Annotated in this window: 17 protein-coding genes; 5 read left to right on the top strand and 12 right to left on the bottom strand. The window is 74.5% G+C overall.

Features of this window, described 5'->3' with window-relative positions; translation table 11 throughout:
• Positions 1-48: 48 nt before the first annotated feature.
• On the bottom strand, positions 49-999 hold the full coding sequence (locus FH609_RS19210) for an SMP-30/gluconolactonase/LRE family protein (protein WP_139669685.1): 951 nt from the start codon (positions 997-999) through the stop codon (positions 49-51).
• 48 nt (positions 1000-1047) lie between these two features.
• Positions 1048-2094 (bottom strand): EamA family transporter, encoded by a 1047-nt coding sequence (locus FH609_RS19205; RefSeq protein ID WP_139669683.1) that lies wholly within the window; start codon positions 2092-2094, stop codon positions 1048-1050.
• 205 nt (positions 2095-2299) lie between these two features.
• Here FH609_RS19205 and FH609_RS19200 point away from each other — a divergent pair, with 205 nt between their 5' ends.
• On the top strand, positions 2300-2899 hold the full coding sequence (locus FH609_RS19200; protein WP_139669681.1) for a MarR family winged helix-turn-helix transcriptional regulator: 600 nt from the start codon (positions 2300-2302) through the stop codon (positions 2897-2899).
• Positions 2900-3024: 125 nt separating this feature from the next.
• On the opposite strand, the gene FH609_RS19195 is transcribed toward FH609_RS19200, so the two are convergent.
• A complete protein-coding gene (locus FH609_RS19195; RefSeq protein ID WP_139669679.1) occupies positions 3025-3546 on the bottom strand; it encodes a GNAT family N-acetyltransferase in 522 nt (173 codons plus the stop codon).
• 112 nt (positions 3547-3658) lie between these two features.
• Between FH609_RS19195 and solA the strand changes: the two genes are divergently transcribed.
• Together solA and FH609_RS19185 are read left to right on the top strand one after the other, a co-directional pair.
• On the top strand, positions 3659-4828 hold the full coding sequence (solA, locus tag FH609_RS19190) for an N-methyl-L-tryptophan oxidase (RefSeq protein ID WP_139669677.1): 1170 nt from the start codon (positions 3659-3661) through the stop codon (positions 4826-4828).
• Positions 4825-6276 carry an MFS transporter gene (locus FH609_RS19185; RefSeq protein WP_139669675.1) on the top strand — a complete coding sequence of 484 codons (1452 nt, stop codon included), beginning with the start codon at positions 4825-4827 and terminating at the stop codon, positions 6274-6276. Before solA ends, FH609_RS19185 begins: the two co-directional genes overlap by 4 nt.
• 160 nt (positions 6277-6436) lie before the next feature.
• Here FH609_RS19185 and FH609_RS19180 read toward each other — a convergent pair whose 3' ends face one another.
• A complete protein-coding gene (locus FH609_RS19180; RefSeq protein ID WP_139669673.1) occupies positions 6437-7951 on the bottom strand; it encodes a short-chain fatty acyl-CoA regulator family protein in 1515 nt (504 codons plus the stop codon).
• 387 nt (positions 7952-8338) lie between these two features.
• On the opposite strand from FH609_RS19180, the gene aceA reads away from it, so the two are divergent.
• The gene (aceA, locus tag FH609_RS19175; protein WP_139669671.1) at positions 8339-9652 is read left to right on the top strand and encodes an isocitrate lyase; all 1314 of its coding nucleotides are present in this window, start codon (positions 8339-8341) and stop codon (positions 9650-9652) included.
• 1463 nt (positions 9653-11115) lie between these two features.
• Here aceA and FH609_RS19170 read toward each other — a convergent pair.
• From FH609_RS19170 to FH609_RS19155, 4 genes are all read right to left on the bottom strand, one after another.
• A complete protein-coding gene (locus FH609_RS19170) occupies positions 11116-12138 on the bottom strand; it encodes an iron-containing redox enzyme family protein (protein WP_139669669.1) in 1023 nt (340 codons plus the stop codon).
• Positions 12135-12353: a CDGSH iron-sulfur domain-containing protein gene (locus tag FH609_RS19165; RefSeq protein WP_226961821.1), complete on the bottom strand. Its 219-nt coding sequence runs from the start codon at positions 12351-12353 to the stop codon at positions 12135-12137. Before FH609_RS19165 ends, FH609_RS19170 begins: the two co-directional genes overlap by 4 nt.
• Before the next feature lie 131 nt (positions 12354-12484).
• Positions 12485-13177: a HemK2/MTQ2 family protein methyltransferase gene (locus tag FH609_RS19160; protein ID WP_139669667.1), complete on the bottom strand. Its 693-nt coding sequence runs from the start codon at positions 13175-13177 to the stop codon at positions 12485-12487.
• A 248-nt stretch (positions 13178-13425) separates the two neighbouring features.
• On the bottom strand, positions 13426-14049 hold the full coding sequence (locus FH609_RS19155; RefSeq protein ID WP_139669665.1) for a TetR/AcrR family transcriptional regulator: 624 nt from the start codon (positions 14047-14049) through the stop codon (positions 13426-13428).
• 113 nt (positions 14050-14162) lie between these two features.
• Here FH609_RS19155 and FH609_RS19150 point away from each other — a divergent pair, with 113 nt between their 5' ends.
• Positions 14163-14762, top strand: a complete 600-nt coding sequence (locus tag FH609_RS19150; RefSeq protein WP_139669663.1) for an NADPH-dependent FMN reductase — start codon at positions 14163-14165, stop codon at positions 14760-14762.
• A 77-nt stretch (positions 14763-14839) separates the two neighbouring features.
• Here FH609_RS19150 and FH609_RS19145 read toward each other — a convergent pair whose 3' ends face one another.
• The 4 genes from FH609_RS19145 to FH609_RS19130 form a co-directional block, all read right to left on the bottom strand.
• Positions 14840-15841: a right-handed parallel beta-helix repeat-containing protein gene (locus FH609_RS19145; protein WP_139669661.1), complete on the bottom strand. Its 1002-nt coding sequence runs from the start codon at positions 15839-15841 to the stop codon at positions 14840-14842.
• Positions 15842-16050: 209 nt separating this feature from the next.
• Positions 16051-16548: a lamin tail domain-containing protein gene (locus tag FH609_RS19140; RefSeq protein ID WP_139669659.1), complete on the bottom strand. Its 498-nt coding sequence runs from the start codon at positions 16546-16548 to the stop codon at positions 16051-16053.
• A gap of 143 nt (positions 16549-16691) precedes the next feature.
• Positions 16692-17069 carry a DUF2255 family protein gene (locus FH609_RS19135; RefSeq protein ID WP_139669657.1) on the bottom strand — a complete coding sequence of 126 codons (378 nt, stop codon included), beginning with the start codon at positions 17067-17069 and terminating at the stop codon, positions 16692-16694.
• 25 nt (positions 17070-17094) lie between these two features.
• On the bottom strand, positions 17095-17901 hold the full coding sequence (locus FH609_RS19130; protein ID WP_139669655.1) for a TVP38/TMEM64 family protein: 807 nt from the start codon (positions 17899-17901) through the stop codon (positions 17095-17097).
• Between the last annotated feature and the right edge of the window lie 44 nt (positions 17902-17945).

Here is a 17945-nt window from a genome sequence, read left to right as displayed (position 1 = left end):
CCCGGGCCCACGGGGCGACCCGCGCCCAGCCCCGGAGGGCCGGTCCGCTCAGTCCCCGACGGGCCGGGTCTGGTGGACGCCGGGCAGCGGGGGCAGCCCGGTGACGCTCATCAGCAGCGAGTAGATGGTGGTGGTTCCGGCGATGAACAGGCGGTTCCTCCGGGGGCCTCCGAACCGGATGTTGGCAACGGTCTCGGGCACCAGCAGCCGGCCCAGCAGGGTGCCGTCGGGGTGGTAGCAGTGCACCCCGCCCTCCATGGCGGCGGCCCAGAGGCGGCCGGCGTCGTCGAAGCGGATGTTGTCGAAGTTCCCCTTCGTGCAGCTGACGAAGACGTCGCCCTCACTCAGCGTGCCATCCTCGCGGACGTCGAAGACGCGGATGTGGTTGGCGATGCTGTCCGAGACGAAGAGCCGGGACTCGTCGGGCGAGAAGACCAGGCCGTTGGGGCCGCTGAAGCCGTCGGCGACCAGCCGCACCTCGCCGGTGTCGGGATCGATCCGGTAGACGTCGCGCGCGCCGATCTCGCTCTCGCCCCGGTGGCCCTCGTAGTCGCTCGCGATGCCGAACTCCGGGTCGGAGAACCAGATCGAGCCGTCGGAGCGCACGGCGGCGTCGTTGGGGCTGTTGAGCCGCTTGCCCCGGTACCGGTCGGCGAGGACCGTCACCGATCCGTCGTGCTCGGTCCTGGTGACCCGACGGTTCCCCTGCTCGCAGGTCACCAACCGGCCCTGGCCGTCCAGCGTGTTCCCGTTGGGGTGGCCGGCCGGCGAGCGGAAGACGCCGACCTCGCCCGTCGTCTCGTCCCAGCGCAACAGCCGGTCGTTGGGGATGTCGCTCCACACCAGGCTGCGGGCCGCCGGGAGATAGAGCGGGCCCTCGGCCCAGCGGGAGCCCCGGTGGAGGATCTCCAACTGCCGGTCCCCCAGGGCGCATCGGCCGCTCCGGAAGCGCTCGTCCAACACCTCGTACAGCGCGGCTCGCGCGTTCACCACGGACATCTCTTCACCTGGTCCTCGGTCGTGTGGTCTCCACCTCCTCTCATCACATCATTGGACGACCACGGGCCGCGCACCCGCCACGCTCTCCCGATCCCGCTCCCCGCCCCCGTCCGGCTCCCCGCCCCGGCGCCTCTTCACCGCCGGGGTGGAGGGCGGCCGTTGGCCGGCGCGCTGCCCCCACAGGACGCCCACCAGCACCAGGCCGAGACCCACCAACTGCCAGCCGGTGAGCGACTGGCCCAGCAGCACCAGCCCGGCGAGGGTGGCGACCACGGGGTTGGCCAGGCCGAGGAAGGACATGGAGGAGGCGGGGAGCCGCTCTATGCCTCGGAACCAGAGGGCGTATCCGAGGGCCGTGCCTATCAGGCCGAGATAGGCGTATCCCACGAGATGCCCGGTGGTCGGCGCCGGGGGCGCGCCCTCGACCAACAGCGCCAGCGGCGCCAGGACCAGGCCGCCGGCCGTCAACTGCCAGCCCGTCAGGGCCAGAAGGGAGGCGCCGGGCGGGCGGCCCCAGCGCTTGGCCAGCAGCACGGCCAGCGCCATCAGCACCGTGGCCAGCAGCATGGCGGCCATCCCCGCGCCGTCCAGCGCGGCGTCGGCGCGCAGCACCAGCAGCGCTACCCCCGCCAGCCCGAGCAGAGCCGCCGGCACCGTGCCCCGGCCGGGCCGCGCCCGGAGCACCACCACCCCGAGCCCCGCCACCAGCAGCGGGGAGAGCGCCCCGATGGTGGAGGCGACACCGCCGGGCAGGCGATAGGCGCCGTAGAAGATCAGCGGGAAGAACGCCCCGAAGTTGAGCAGGCCGAGCACCGCGGCCCGCCACCACCAGGTGCCCCTTGGCAGTTGGCGGGTGAAGGCCAGCAGCAACAGCCCCGCCGGCAGGGCGCGCAGCGCGGCGGCCAACAGGGGCCGGCCGGGCGGCAGCAGCTCCGTCGTCGTGACATAGGTGGTGCCCCAGGCGGCCGGGCCGAACGCGGCCAGCGCGGCCACCGCCCAGGGCCGCTCCACCAGCCGGCGCCACCGGCCGCCGCGCGCCGCGCCATCGACGACGCCTCCGCCGGCGACGAACTCCCCCACACCGGAGCCGGACATGCCCCACCACCTCTGCTCTCCGACCGGCCTCCGCAGCCGATCCCGCGCCTGTCTCAGCCTTGAACTTCTCAACGCTGAATTAACTCGTGGTAGTCTGGCACGGCCCACTTGCTCACGTCAAGTAGCTGAAGGCTAAGATAGTTTTCCTCGGGCCCGCCCCGACCGACCACCGTTCCCCTCCCAGACGCGAAGGACTCCGACACCGATGAGCGACAGCGAAGCCCGCCAGGACGTCCCCTCGGACGTCCCGGCGGGCACCCCGGACCAGGCCCCGGAGGGGACCGGCCGCGCCGAGGCCCACCCCACCGACGCCGTGGACGAGTTGACCGCCCAGTGGATGCGCGAGCGGCCGGACCTCGGCGACCTGAGGGCCATGGCCCTGATCGGTCGGATCAACCGCGCGTCCAGCCTGCTCGTCAAGCGCATGAAGCCGGTCTTCACCGCCCACGGCCTGGAGAACGCCGAGTTCGACGTGCTGGCAACGCTGCGGCGCGCCGGCGCCCCGCACGAGCTGACCCCGAGCGAGCTGGTGCTCTCCTCGATGGTCACCTCGGGCGCCATCACCAACCGACTCGACCGGCTGGAGCGCAAGGGCCTGATCGAGCGCCACCCCGACCCCGGCGACCGGCGGGCCGTCCGGGTGCGGCTGACCGAGCCGGGCCTCGACGTGGTGGACCGTGCCGTGGTCGCCCATGTGGCCAACGAGACGCGGATGTTGGCCGCGCTCCCCGAGTCGGAGCAGCAGTGGCTCAGCGACGGGCTGCGCCGGCTGCTGGTCGCCCTCGGGGACACCCACCTCGGATGACGCACCAGCCGGGGCCGCGCCCCCTCAGCCCCCGTCCCCGTCCCCGTCCCCGTCCCGGCGCCCTCGCCGCGCCCGACATCCCGCCCGCCACCGCCCCGTCCGGCGTCGCCCCGTCCGGCACCGCCCTACCCGGCGTCGCCCGCCAGGACCCGCCGCATCGCCACCCGGGGCCAGCGGTCCAGGCCCAGTTCCGCCTCCCGGCGGCGGACGGCCCGCAGTTCGGGCCCGAGTTCCTCGGGCGCCAGCTCGGCGAAGCCGCAGCGCCGGTAGTAGGGCGCGTTCCACGGCACCTCGGCGAAGGTGGTCAGGGTGAGGGCGGGGCTGCCCCGTTCCCTCGCGTGGTCGGCCAGCCGTTCCAGCAGGGCGCGGCCGATCCGGCGGCGGGCGTGGTCCGGGTGGACGGAGACCTGCGCGACATGGGCCTCGCCGTCCACCCACTCGGCGATGAGGTAGCCCACCGGAAGATCGCGTTCGTCCACCGCAACCCAGGCCAGGCCGGCCCGCAGGCGCCGGCTCAACTCGCCCTCGCCGGGCGGCTCGTCGTCGGCGATCTCCGCCATGCCGAGGGCGCGGAACGGCTCGCCCGCCGCCCGTTCGATCTCCCGCAGCAGCGGCAGGTCGCGGTGTTCGGCACTCCTGACACGCATTCCTCGAGTGTGCCCGACGCCCGCCGGGGACGGCGTCCGCCCGCCGTTTCTCCGGGACTGTCAGTGGCGGCTGGAAGACTCTGCGGAGACGAGCGAAGGAGGCGGGTGGAGCATGACCTCGACCAGCTATGACGTGATCGTGCTCGGGATCGGCGGGATGGGAGGCGCGGCCGTGCACCGGCTCGCGGCGCGGGGCGCCCGGGTGTTGGGCCTGGAGCGCTTCGGCCCGGCGCACAACAGGGGCTCCAGCCACGGCGGTTCCCGCATCGTGCGGCAGACATACTTCGAGGGCGCCGCCTATGTCCCGCTGCTGCTGCGCTCGTACGAACTCTTCGACGAGCTGGCGGCCGAGACGGGCCGCGACCTCATGGTGCGCTGCGGCGGGGTGATGGTCGGGGCCCCTGGCAGCCGGACGGTCGCCGGCTCCCTGGCCTCGGCCGAGACCTGGGACCTGCCCCACGAGGTGCTGGACGCGCGCGAGATCAGGCGCCGGTTCCCCACGCTGAGCCCGGCCGACGACGAGGTGGCGCTCTGGGAGCGGGGGGCCGGCCTGGTCCGGCCCGAGGAGACGGTCAGGGCCGGGATCGAACGGGCCACGGCGGCCGGCGCCGAGCTGCGCTTCGACGAGCCGGTGACCTCCTGGGAGGAACTGCCCGGCGGGGCCGGCGTCCGGGTGCGCACCCCGGCCGGCAGCTACACGGCCGGCCAGCTGGTGATCTGCGCCGGCGCCTGGGCGCCCGAGCAACTGGCCGAGCTGGGCCTGCCGTTGGCGGTGGAACGCCAGGTCATGTACTGGTTCGCGCCGCGCGGCGAGCGGGGCGTCGAGCCGTTCCTGCCGGACCGGCACCCGGTCTACATCTGGGAGGAGCCGGACGGCACCTCGGTCTACGGCTTCCCCGCGATCGACGGCCCCGAGGGCGGCGCCAAGGTCGCTTTCTACCGATCGAACGTCGGCACCACCACCCCCGAGACCATCGACCGGACGGTGCGCCCGGAGGAGGTGGCGGCCATGGCCGAGCACGCCGGGCGCCATCTGCCGGACCTGCCGGGCCGGTTGCTGCGGGCCGTGACCTGCATGTACACCAGCACCCCCGACGACCACTTCGTGATCGCCCGGCCCGCCCGGTACGCCTCGGTGACGGTGGCCTGCGGCTTCTCCGGGCACGGCTTCAAGTTCGTGCCGGTGGTGGGCGAGATCCTCGCCGAGCTGGCGCTGGACGGCTCGACCCGGCACCCCGTCGAGCTGTTCGACCCCAGCCGGTTCGAGGAGTCGCGGCCATGAGGAGCGTTCCCGCGGACGCCGGGCCGGCGGCCCCGCGGCCCTGGCACGCGGACCCGGTGCTCCGGCTGCTGGTGACGGGCAGCCTGCTCAACGGGCTCGCGTTCTTCGCGACGCTGCCGTTTCTCGCGCTCTACCTCTCCGACATCTCGACGCTCTCCGAGGCCGGGATCGGCCTGGTGGTGGGCAGCGTGGCGCTGATCTCCGCCGTCGGGGGCGCCGTCGGCGGGCTGTTGACCGACCGGCTCGGCGGGACGCGGCTGATCCAGGCGGGCCTGCTCGTCAACGTCGTCGCCTACGCGGCCCTGGGCCTCGCCCGCGAGCTGACGTTGATCGTCGCGCTGGTGTGCCTCCTGGGGGTGGGGCGGCTGTTGACGGAGCCGGCGATGAAGAAGGCGCTGTCGCTGGCCGCGACGGGGTCGGGGGACGCGGGCTCGGGGGAGGCGGGTTCGGGCGAGGCGGTCTTCCGCATCCGCTATGTGACGCTCTGCGTGGCGGCCACGGTCGGCCCGCTCGGCGGCGCGGCGCTCTACGCGGTGGCGAACTGGATGATCTTCCTGACCCCTGCGGTGATCTTCACCGGCTATCTGGCGCTGGTGACCGCGCGGGCCTCCCTCCTGCGCGGCCTGGACCGCCGGCCGGACGACGACTCGGCCGGCGTGGGCGGGAGTTGGCGGCTGGCGGTGCGCGATCGGCTGCTGCTGCGGGTGGTGGCCGCGGGGCTGGTGTTGTTCCTGGTCTTCTCGCAGTTCGAGTCGATCCTTCCGCTGTACATCAAGAGCGTGCGGGGCGAGTCCGCCCTCACCTACTTCTCGTTGCTGCTGGTGCTCAACGCGGCGCTGGCCATCGCGATGCAGTGGCCGGCGACCCGGCTGGCGCGGCGGCTGAGCCAGCCGAGGCTGGCGCTGCTCGGCGCGTTGGCCTTCGTAGCGGCCGCGCTCCTGTTCCGGGGCCTGGAGGTCCATCCGCTGCTGCTCTTCGCCGGCGTGGTGTTTTGGACTATGGGCGAGGCGGTGCTCTTCCCGATGCCGGACACCGTGATCCACACCATCACGCCCGACGCCAGGAAGGGCGCGTACTTCGGCTTCGCCGAGCTGCGCTATCTGGGCTTCTTCCTCGGCCCGGTGGCGGGCGGCGCCCTGTTGGGCGTCTCGGCCTCCCTGTACTTCGGCCTGATGGCGGTGACCATCCTCGGCACTTGGCTGCTGCTGCGCGACCAGCGGCTCCACGGGAGCCGTCCTGCGGTGACCGGCGCCGAAGCGCCGGCGGCCTCGGGGCCGGCGCGGCGGGAGCCGGCCGAGGGCCCCGAGCCGACCGGGCCCCGAATACCCGGCCGGGGCGCCGCGTGCGAGCGGGCCACCGAGGCGGGGACGACAGACGAGCGAAGGGAGACCAACGAGCCGGCGGAGACCACGAAGACCGGCGGGCCCGTGCGGACCGCCGAGACCTGAGCCACCGGCGAGACCTGCCCGGGGCAGCGCCACGACCTGAGCCACCGGCAAGACCCGTCCGGGCGGCGGCGCGATCTGGGCGACCGGCGCCCGGACGGCGCGGGCGCCCCCGGGCCCGGGCCAGGGAGCGGGGGCCAACCAGGCGGCCACCGCCGCCCGTTCAGCCCTCGCGCACCGGATAGGGCACGAACGTGCCCCGGTGCTCGTCGATGGTCAGCGCGCGGCCCAGCGGGGGCACCGCCCGCTGCGGGCAGTCCAGCCGCTCGCAGACCCGGCAGCCCATCCCGATCGGGGTGGCGGCCGAGGCGTTGCCCAGGTCCAGGCCGTCGGAGTAGACCAGCCGGGGCGCGTGTTGGACCTCGCATCCCAGGCCGATGGCGAAGGTCTTCGCCGGGTCGCCCCAGCCGCCCTGGTGCCGGGTGACGGTCCGCGCGATCCAGAGATAGCGCTGGCCGTCGGGCATCGCCGCGATCTGTACATGGATGCGGCCGGGCGCGGCGAACGCCTCGTAGACGTTCCACAGCGGGCAGGTGCCGCCCGCGTGGGAGAAGTGGAAGCCGCTCGCCGACTGCCGCTTGGACATGTTGCCGGCCCGGTCCACCCGCACGAAGGAGAACGGCACCCCGCGCAGCCGGGGTCGCTGGAGGGTGCTCAGCCGGTGGCAGACGGTCTCGAAGCCGAGCCCGAACGTGCCGGTCAGCTGCTCGATGTCGTAACGCAGTTCCTCGGCGGTGGCGTGGAAGCGGCGGTAGGGCAGGATCAGCGCGGCGGCGAAGTAGTGGGCGATGCCGATCCTGGCCAGGGACCAGCTGTCCGAGCCGGGCACGAAGTCCTCGCCGGCCAGGGCGGACAGCTCGGCGTCGTACTCCAGCAGCGCCAGCTGGGTGGCCATCCGGAACGCGCGCTGCCCGGGCCGCAGCCGGCCCGAGAGATAGAGCACCCGCGCGGCCGGGTCGTAGCGGTGCTGCTCGTCGCGGCCGGCCCCGGGGTGGGTGGCGACCCGCACCCCGTGCCGGGCCAGGCGTTCCGTCAACACGGTGAGCACCTCGCCCGGGCGGACCCCGATCTCCTCAGCGAGGTCCTCGGCGGCGAGGTCGGTCTCGTGCAGATAGTTCCGCCGCCGGTAGAAGAACTCCCTGATCCGCTCGTGCGGCGTGCCCGCCTCGCCCGGCCGGCGGCGCGCGCCCGGAGCGCCCGGGGCGTTCGGGGCCCCGCCCGTTCCACCGTCCGTGGCCCCGACCGGCCCGCGGTCTGTGGCATCGTCCGTGGCACCGTCGGAGGCGCCCTCGCGTTCGGCGTTCGCCTCGGCGAGCCGGGTGGCCAACGCCTGGTTGCGCCGGCCGAGTTCGAGCACCAGCTCCGCGACGGACGGCAGCCGTTCGGCCAGTTCGCCCAGGTCCTCGGGGGTGATCCGGCCGCCGTCCACCTCGTCGGCGAGGCCCTCCCGCAGGTCGGCGAGGAGCCGGCTGGTGTCCCTTCCGGAGAAGAACTCCGGGTCCACGCCGAAGGTCTCGGTCAGCCGCAGCAGCACGGGCACCGTCAACGGGCGTGAGTCGTGTTCCATCTGGTTGAGGTAGCCGGGCGATATGCCCAGCAGCCGCGCCAGCTCGGCCTGGCGCAGCCCCCGTTCCGCGCGCAGGCGCCGCAACCGTGATCCCGCGTAGACCTTGGCCACCGCGATCTCCTTCGACCGTTCACCCTCGACTCTCGACCACGTGAACCGCCCGAAACCGTCGGGGATTGGCACGTTCAGCAGAAAGCCGCCGGAAGTCTTCTCGAAGTTAGCACCGATCCAGCCTTGATGGCACCCAGTGCCAACGTCATTGTGTGAGCACGGCCCGCCGGACCCCGGCGAACCGGCCCCGGCACACCGGGAACCGTGCCCACCCACGCCACGGTCCCACGCGTCGATCGGCCGGAATCGCCCGCCGGCAGCATTGCTCACCGTTTCCACCCAGCGGAGGGGACCGGCGGGCCCCAACCCTCCACGGCACTCAGTGCCGTGCCTCTTGACCAGAGGTCACTCCGATCACATCAGGGCAGTTCCACCACGGAGGCGATCATGACCGGCAGCGTTCAGCCGACCCCTTCCCCCTCACCACAACCCCCCAGGACCGCACGGGAGTTGGCCCGTCTGTGGGCCGAGGACCCCAGGTGGCGGGGCATCCAGCGCACCTACGGCCCCCAGGACGTGGTCCAGCTCTCCGGCAGCGTCCGCGAGGAGCACACGTTGGCCCGGCGCGGCGCCGAGCGGCTGTGGCGGCAGCTGCACGACCGCGACTACATCCACGCGCTGGGCGCGCTGACCGGCGGGCAGGCCGTGCAGCAGGTCAGGGCCGGGCTCCAGGCGATCTACCTGTCCGGCTGGCAGGTCGCGGCCGACGCCAACCAGGCCGGTCAGACCTACCCCGACCAGAGCCTGTACCCGGCCAACTCCGTTCCCCAGGTGGTCCGTCGGATCAACAACGCGCTGCTGCGCGCCGACCAGATCGCCACGGCCGAGGGCGAGAGCGACCCGATCGACTGGCTGGCGCCGATCGTCGCCGACGCCGAGGCCGGCTTCGGCGGACCGCTCAACGCGTTCGAGCTGACCAAGGCCATGATCGCCGCCGGTGCCGCCGGCATTCACTACGAGGACCAGCTGGCCTCCGAGAAGAAGTGCGGCCACCTGGGCGGCAAGGTGCTGGTGCCGACCGCGCAGCACGTCCGCACCCTCAACGCGGCGCGGCTGGCGGCCGACATCGCGGACGTTCCCACCGTGATCATCGCCCGCACCGACGCGCTCGCCGCGACGCTGCTGACCAGCGACGTGGACGAGGTCGACGCGCCGTTCGTCACCGGGGAACGGACCGCCGAGGGCTTCTACCGGGTGCGCAACGGGATGGCCCCGGCCATCGCGCGCGGCCTGGCCTACGCGCCCTACGCCGACCTGCTGTGGATGGAGACCGGCACGCCCGACCTGGCGCAGGCGCGGGAGTTCGCCGAGGCGATCCACGCGCGGTACCCGGACCAGCTGCTGGCGTACAACTGCTCGCCCTCCTTCAACTGGAAGGCCGCGCTGGACGACGACCAGATCGCGAAGTTCCAGCGGGAGTTGGGCGCGATGGGGTACCGCTTCCAGTTCATCACGCTGGCCGGGTTCCACTCGCTCAACCATGGGATGTTCGACCTGGCCAAGGGGTACGCCGAGCACGGCATGACGGCGTATGTCGACCTCCAGGAGCGGGAGTTCGCCTCGCAGCGGGACGGCTTCACGGCCGTCAAGCACCAGCGGGAGGTCGGCACCGGCTACTTCGACCTGGTCTCGACGGCCGTCAACCCGGCCTCGTCGACGACGGCGCTGGCGGGCTCGACGGAGGCGGAGCAGTTCCACTGACCGGCTAACGCGTGCCGGCCGGCGCCTGGCGGCGCCAGCCGGGTCGGGGGGCGGCGCCCCCCGGGGCGCTGGGGGCGCGGGGAGCGCGGGGCCTGCGGCCCGGGCGGGGGTGCAGGGCCTGCGGCCCGGGGCGGGACGGGCCTGGCGGCCCTTGGCCCGGGCGGGGGCGCGGGGCCTGGGGCCCAGGCGGGCTTGCGGGCCTTGGGCCGGGCGAGACTGGCGGCCTTGGGCTTGGGCGGGCTTCCGGGCCTTGGGCCGGGCGGGTTCGTGGCCTTGGGCCCGGGGGCCCGGGGGCCCGGACCGGCCTGGCAGCCCCTGGGCCCGTTCGGGCCTGACAGCCCTGGACCCGGGCTGGTTCGTGGCCTGGGGCCCGGGCGGCAAGGGGCCGGTGGGCCTGATGGCCTCGGCCCACAGGTCCGGACGAGGTCGGGTAGACCCGGTCGGACGGACGTCGCTGGCCCAGCCGGGCCTGGGACTGGCAGCACACGGGCCCGGACCGGCCTGGCAAACCCTGGGCCCCGGGCGGGAGCGCGGGTGCAGGGCCTGCGGCCCGGGGCGGGACGGGCCCGGCAGCCCTTGGCCCGGGCGGGAGTGCTGGGCCTGGGGCCCAGGCGGGCTTGCGGGCCTTGGGCCAGGCGGGTTCGTGGCCTTGGGCCAGGATGGGCCCGGGGGCCCGGGGGCCCGGACCGGCCCGGCAGCCCTCGGCCCAGACCGGCCCAGCAGCACTGGGCCCAGACGGCCTTGGGGCCCGGGCGGGACTGGCAACCCTGGGCTCGGGCGGGCAAGGGGCCAATGGACCTGGTGGCCTCGGCCGGCAGGTCTGGACGGGGGCGGGCAGACCCGGTCGTACGGACCTCGCTGGCCCAGCCGGGCGGAACTGGCGGAACTGGCTGAACTGGCTGAACTGGCGGAACTGGCTGAACGAGCCTGCCGGCCCTCGGCCCGGGCGGGTTCGGCCGTCCGCCGCTTGCACGGACCCGGCGGAGCCGACCGACCCGGCTTCCGGCGGGGTTCGGCCCGGGCCGGGCCCCGCCTGGGCGTTCTCCGGGCCGTTCACACGGTGCGGAGCACGGGGCGAACGGTCGCCGTAGGCGGTCTCACGTCCCACTCGGGAAGCGTGCCCCGGCCCCGGTCGGGGTGGGGGACCGGGTCAGGCCACCTGGGCCCGGTTCCCCGCCCTGCCGGGGCCGGACATGTCGATCATCCTGCCGCCGCACCGGGCCGGGCCCGGGCCTGGCCGGGTGGGGGGGCCGAGGCCCGCTGCCCGGTGGTGGGCTCTCGGACGGCCCGAGGGAAACAGCGCGCCCGGTCGGGCACACCGCAGCACCGAGCCGCGCGGCCGGGGCGCCGCACCCTGCGGGTGCGCGGAAGCGCCCCTGCCTCGCCGACGGCGGCGCCGCGTTGCCGCGCCCGCACGCGCCCGCACGCGGTCGCGCGCCGGCCAGGGCGCGGCGCCCGTCCGGCTACGCCACCGCCTCCGGCGCCCGGGCGGGCGCCGGAGGGCGGCGGAGCGCGGACTGGCCGGCGCGCCAGGCGCCCAGCAGGTGGCGGGCCAGCGCGTCCTCGACCAGTCCCGTCGCGTCGATCCCGAAGACCACGTCGGCCGCCAACTCCGGTTCGTCCGCCAGCAGTCCGGCGACCACCTCGCGCCGCACCAGCTGCTCGTGCACGGCGTCGGCCTCCACGTGTTCCTCGTAGAACCGCTCGGCGGCCGGCCCCGCCCCGACTCGGCGCAGCGCGTCGGCCAGCCGCCGCGAGCCGGGCGACGAGGTGATCTCCACGGCCGCGAAGTGGCCGACCAGCGCCCCGCGCAGCGCGCGGCGCAGCCCGAACAGGGACATCAGGTTGACGGTCGCCAGCGCCGCCCCGGGCGCCGCGTCCAGTTGGCGGCCGTAGTCGGCGTCCAGGTCGAGGTCGGCCATCAGCTCGGCGAAGAGCCGGGCGTGCGCCCGCTCGGCGCGGCCGGCGCCGAACTCGTCGAACTCGATCGCCACCATCGCGGCCTTCGCCCGCCCGGTCAGCCTCGGCAGCACCCAGGCGTGCGGGTCGGCCTCCTTCAGGTGGTAGACGGAACGCACCGCCGCGTACTCGCGCAGCTGCCACAGTTCCCCCTGCCGCGCGAGGAAGTGGCTGACGCTGGCCGGGTCGTCGCCGGCCGGCTCGACCAGCAGCGCGTCCAGCGCCCGTGCCACCCGGTCGCCGCCGGGAACGCCGGCGCGGAGCGCGGCGAGGAACCGCTCCTCCGCCGCGACCCGCAGCCCGAGCGCGGCCGGGTCCCACTCCCGCTCGTCCGGAACGCCGGCGAAGCCCCGGTAGTGCAGCTCGTAGAGAAGGTAGAGCGCCAACTGGCAGTCCTCGCCGAGCGGTTCGGCCCTGGCCACGGCCTCGGGTGCCGGCCAGGCGCCCGACCGGCCGGTGGCCAGGGCCGCGACCACCCCGGCCGACAGTTCGCCCCTGGCCTCGGGCAGCTCGGGCCCCCGGCTCACCGTTCCCCCTCGGGGGCTTCGTCGACGTCCGCGCGGTCCGCGCGGTCCGCACGGGCGCGGCGCCGGTGGCTGGTGTCGCACCACGGGAAACGGCGGCTGCGGCGACAGGTGCAGAGCGCCACCAGGAAACGGTCGCCGCGCACCACCCGCCCGTCGTCCAACACCACCTCGACCGGGCCCTCCACCAGCAGCGGCCCGTCCCGCTCGGCCACCACCCGGCGCGGCCGTTCACCCGACCAGTCCGCAACGCCCCGGCCAGCACGTTCCACCACGCCCCGCCCCGGGCGTTCCGCCCCGCCCCGCCCCGGGCGTTCCGGCGCGTCCCGGCGCGGGGCCTCGGCGGCGGTCACCGCTTCTCCCCCCGGATCACCACCAACTCCTCGGTGTCCTCGTCGGGTTGAATCAGGCCGTGCCGCCGCAGCCAGGGCAGCCGCCCGCGCAGCACAGGGCCGAACGGAATCCGCGCCCGGTCCACCACCTCGGCCCGCAGCCCGGCCCGCTCCAGCCGGAGCAGGGTCTCGTCGGCCGCGCACAGCCCCGAGTGCACCATCAGCAGCACCCCGTGCGGGCGCAGCCGCGCCGGCACCTCGGCGCAGATCCGGTCCACCACGGCGCGCCCGTTCCGGCCGGCGTCCCAGGCCCGGGCCACGCCCCGGCGCGGCGGCGACTCGCCGGGCGCGGGAACGTAGGGCGGGTTGCAGAACACCACGTCGAAGGAGCGGTCGGGAACGGCCGCGAACAGGTCGCCCCGGCGAACGGTGACCCGCCGCCGCGCCAACAGCGCGTTGATCCGGGCGCTCAACACGGCGCGCCGCCCGACGTCCACGGCGGTCGCCCGCGCGCCGAGCCGCGCCGCGAGCACCGCCAGCGCGCCGCTGCCGGCGCACACCTCCAGCACGTCCATCCCGGGGACGAGCCCCTCCCGCCGCAGCGCGGCGGCCAGCATCAACGTGTCCGACTGGGGCGCGTACACCCCGGGCACCACCACGACCCGGCCGAGCGCGGGCGCCAGCGGGGAAGAAGCCAACGAAGCAGCCAACCGACCACACCTCCACACCCCCACACCGGCCCCGAGACCGCGCGGCCGAGTACCCCTCGCCTCCAGCGCCACACCGCGTCGCGCCGCACCTCCCCCGAACGGAGCCACCCCGCGTCACGCGCGTGGGCGGCCGAGCCCCGGCGCGCGAACGGAACCGCGCGCCCGGCGCGCACGCTCCCGCCCCCGCCTCAAGCGCTCAGCCCCCGCCTCAAGCGCCCCGCCCCCACCTCAAGCGCCCAGCCCCCACCTCAAGCGACCGCGCACAGCGCGCGTTCGGCCGTCGCCACCAGCGTCGCCGCGACCCGTTCCTCCGTCGCGCCCCGGCCCGTGTACAGCAGGTCGAAGCTGTCGAAGGCGGTCAGCAGCCACAGCAGGTCGGTGGCCTGTTCGACGTCGGTGTCCGCGCGCAGCAGGCCCTGTTCGCCGAGCCGCCTGGCCAGTTCGGCCATGCCGCCCGCGCGCCCCTCCTCCATCCGCCGCACCGCGCCGCCCACCGCCTCCGCGTCGAGCTGGGCCATCGAGGAGAGCGCGCGCAGCACGTCGCGATGGGCCGCGTACATGGCGACCACCCCGCCGACCCCGCCGCGCAGCCCCTCGCGCGCGTCGGGGTGCCCGGCCGCGTCGATCATCCGCTCGAAGAGCCCGCCGCTGTGCAGCAGGTCGGCGCCCACCGCGTCGAACAGCCCGGCGCGGCTGCCGAAGACCAGGTAGACGGTGGGTCGGGCCACCCCGGCGGCCTGGGCGATCCGGTCCATGCTGACCGGCCGGTCCGGCGCCCTGCGCAGCTCCTCGTAGACCGCGTCGATGATGCGCCGACGGGTCGCCCGGGCGCCCTCGGCGCGGAGCCGTTGCTCGTACTTGCGGGGAGGCATGGAGCCAACCTAGTTCCCTTGACAGTGCGTATTACGAAATACAGACTGTCAATCGAAATTGGGGACCGCAAGCGCGACGACCCAACACCCGCCCTACGGAAGGCAGTTCCGTCATGGCTCCATCCCCCGCCCAGATCCGTGTCGGCATCATCGTCGGCACCACGCGTCCCGGCCGCAAGGCCGCCACCGTCGCCGAGTGGGCCCTGGGCATCGCCACGACCCGCGAGGGGGCGACGTTCGAGATCGTGGACATAGCCGACCAGGACCTCCCGTTCCTCGACGAGCCGCTGCCGGCCATGACCGGGCAGTACACCAAGCCCCACACCCGGCGCTGGGCGGAGCGGATCGCGCCGTTCGACGCGTTCCTCTTCGTCACCCCGGAGTACAACGGGAACTTCCCCGGGGTCCTGAAGAACGCGATCGACTTCCTGTACGCCGAGTGGCGCGGCAAGACGGCCGGCGTGATCTCCTACGGCATCCAGGGCGGCGCCAGGTCGGCGGCCTCCCTGACCACACTGCTGTCGCAGTTCGAGATGACCGTCGTTCCCTCGGGGACGCGGCTGGTGCTGTCCGAGGACTTCAAGGAGATGAAGGAGTTCGCGCCGGGCCCCTCCCGCGAGAAGGAGGTGCTGGCCACGGTCGACGAGGTGCTGGCCCAGGCCAGGCTCCGCGAGACCGGGAACGCGCCCGGGGAGCCGGCGGCCGACGCCTGAGCCTTCGCGCTGTCGCGCCCGGCAGCGTCCCCGTCGGCTCGACGCGCCCGGTCAGCCGACGGGGATGCCCGGGTTGCTCAGCCGACGGGGACGCCCGGGTTGGTCAGCCCGTTGCCGCCCTCGACCGTGTTGTCGGCGGCGACGGTGACCGGGCAGGCGTCCGGGTCGTGGTGGGTGACGTTGATGGCGTAACGGTCGGGCCCCGTGGCGCCCGTGAGGTCGGCGTGGTTGGCGCGGAAGACCGTGCCGCAGCCCCAGCCGTCCCGCACCTGGTGGGTCTGGAAGCCGTCGTTGGTGGTGCGCGTCCCGGTGTTGCCCTCGACCAGGACGTCGTTGCCCTTGATGTCCACCCAGGAGTCGTCGAAGTTGGCGCCGGTGAGGCCGCTGCCGTCGAAGGTGTTGTCGATGATCCGGGTGCCGGTGGTGCCCTCCTTGACGTCGATGTTCTCGCCGCCGATGCCGGGGCCGAGGGTGTTGCCCCGGATCAGGATGTTGTCGCTGCGGTCGTCGGTTCCGCCGGCGCTGCCGACGTAGACGCCCTCGCCCATGCCGCGTCCGTCGAGGCCGGTGTCCCGGATGGTGGAGTTGGTGATCGAGCCGTCGGAGCTGGAGTTCCGCCAGTGGACGGCCTCCATGGTGAGGGTGTGGACCAGCACGTCGTCGATGTGCACGTCGTCGGCCGCGTCCATCACGATGCCCTTCTGGCCGCCGGTGACGGTGAACCCGGTCAGCCGCCAGTGCGCGGCCCCGTCCAGGTGCAGCCCGTAGCCGCCGCCCGCGGTGAGCACCGCGTCCCGGGAGCCGACGAGGGTGATCGGCTCGCTCGCCGAACCGCTGCGGGTCGCGTCGAAGTTGCCCCGGTACTCGCCGTCGGCCAGCCGGATCGTGTCGCCGGGGACGACGGCGGCCAGGGCCGCCTCCAACTCGTCGGCCGTGCCGACCTCGACGACCGCCGCCGGCCGGGCGGCACGCGCCTCGGTCCCCGCCGGCGCGGCGCCGGGCGCGGCGCCGGCGGTGGCGGTCAGGCCACCGAGGGCGGCGAGCAACGCGGCGGCCGGCCGCAGCGGAACGGATCGCATGACGGGCTCCTCGGAGAGGTGGGGGGCGTCCCCGGCACCGCGCGGGCGCCGCCTCGTGCGGAGAACGGGCCCAACTGCCGTGCGGTTCGGCGGACTTCACTCCAGGCGGGGAACGTAGAAGCCCGACGCGGGCCCGTCAAGAGCGCCGTTCCCCTGGCCGGTGGCCGGCCCGGGGAACGGGAGGTGCTCGGGGCCCGGTCGGGGGCGGCTCAGCCGTGGATGGTCACATAGCCGTTCCCGTCGGGGTCCGAGCCGCGCTTGGTGTAGGAGTGCACGTCCGCCCGGGCGCCCGAGGGCAGGTAGAGGTAGATCGTGTCCTTGTCGTTGTTCCAGACGAAGGTGCACCTGTTCCGGTAGACGACGTTCCCGGCGTCCGAGTCGGTGCCGTGCCCGCCGCGCAGCCTGACGTAGTCGCCGGGCTGGAGGGTGTGGTTGCGGGTGAACGTGAACGTGTTGCCGGCCGCGTCCCTGACCACATGGCCACGCAGATTGACCGTCTTGGTTCGTGAGTAGTTCTTGATGACCAGATACTCCTGGTGCGCGTTGCCGCCGCGACAGCTGTTGTTGTCTCGGCCCGGGGCGTCGTACTGGATGCCCCGGATCTTCAACGCGGACGTGTACTCGGCGGCCCCGGCCGACGGCACCGCCAGCGCCACCAGGGCGCCGACGGTGACGAGGACGGCGAGAACGGCGTGCCTTCTCCGCATGATCCCCCCTTGGATCGAGCTGATCGAGATGGGAGGGGGAGCCTAGCCAGCTTGGAAAGAAAGAGCGCCAGCCGCGTGCGTACTCCGTAAAGGTTGTGCCGCTCTCGGTCACATTGTGGACTCGAACCGTCGGGCGGACCGTTTCAGCGAGGCAGCACGTTCAGCGTCGCCGCCCTGGCTCCCGAGCCCACGATCGGGTCGACATACTGCGCGCCATACCGCCGGTACTTGCTGCGGTAGGCCTCGTCGATCGCGTCGTTGAGCCCGTCGTCGCCCAGTTCGACGAACGTCACCTCCCGGTCCAGGCCGCCGGCCAGGACCCGGCCCTCGTGCCGCTCCCGCGCCGCGTTGAACCACCGGCCCTCCCGCCCCCGCGCGGACCGGACGTACAGCCCGTCGCCGTGGCGCACCACCCAGATGGTGATCGGCCCGTGCTCGGTGCCGTCGTCGCGCAGCGGCGCGATCTCCAGTTCGTCGGCGCCACCGATGGTGTCGAGTTCCTCGTTGCTCCAGTTCGCCATGGGTGCTCCTCGCGTCGGTTTCGTCTCAGGCCGCACGTTCGCTCGGCGGCCCCGCCCCCGAGGCATCGGCCGCCGCCGGACCGGCCTGAACGGCCGGTCGGCGCACCCCCCTTCGCATGGGTGAACGACCGCCCGAACGACCCGCCCAACGAAGGTCCCCGCCGCCAGCCCGGCGTCCACCCCCGCGTCCACCCCCGCGTCCGCGCCGCGCCAGCGCCACCCCGCCCAGCAGCACGGCCACGCCGACCGCCGGCAGCCAGAGCCAGCCGGCCGAGGGCGTGGCCGCCCACGCGCCGGCCAGCACCCAGGCCGCGTTCCCCGGAACCGTCCCCAGCGCCGTTGCGGCGGCGAACGGCGCCCAGCCCATCCGGGAGACGGCCGAGCCCAGGTTGACCACGGCGAACGGGGCCACCGGCACCAGCCGCGCCAGCAGCACGGTGCCGAACGCCCGCTCGGACAGCCGGCGTTCGAGCCCGGCGACCGGCCGGGAGCGGAGCAGCGGAAGCAGCGCCTCCCGGCCCAGCAGCCGCCCGGCGGCAAAGCCGAGCAGCGCGCCGGCCACCGTGCCGAGCGTCGTGAGCAGCAGCCCGAGGCCGAGCCCGAAGAGCGCCCCGGCGGCGGCGCTGAGCGCCGGCTTCGGCACGAACGCCACCGTCCCCAACGCGTAGAGCAGCAGGAACGCGGGCCACGCCCACGGCAGCGGCGCGTCCGCCACCAACTCCCTCGGCCCCACGGCCAGCCCGGCCGCCGCGAGCCCGCCGAGCAGGGCGGCCAACAGCGCCAGCCGCCCCCACGGCCCGACCACCGCCCGCGCCCACCGTCTCCCCCGCACCCCGCCATGATGCCCGCGCGCCGCCCCGCGCCGCCGCGCGCCCC

The sequence above is a fragment of the Streptomyces sp. 3MP-14 genome (assembly GCF_006334905.2).
GTDB lineage: Bacteria > Actinomycetota > Actinomycetes > Streptomycetales > Streptomycetaceae > Streptomyces > Streptomyces triticirhizae.
The sequence above is the reverse complement of the archived record's forward strand: the minus strand, read 5'-3'. Positions and strand labels throughout refer to the sequence as shown.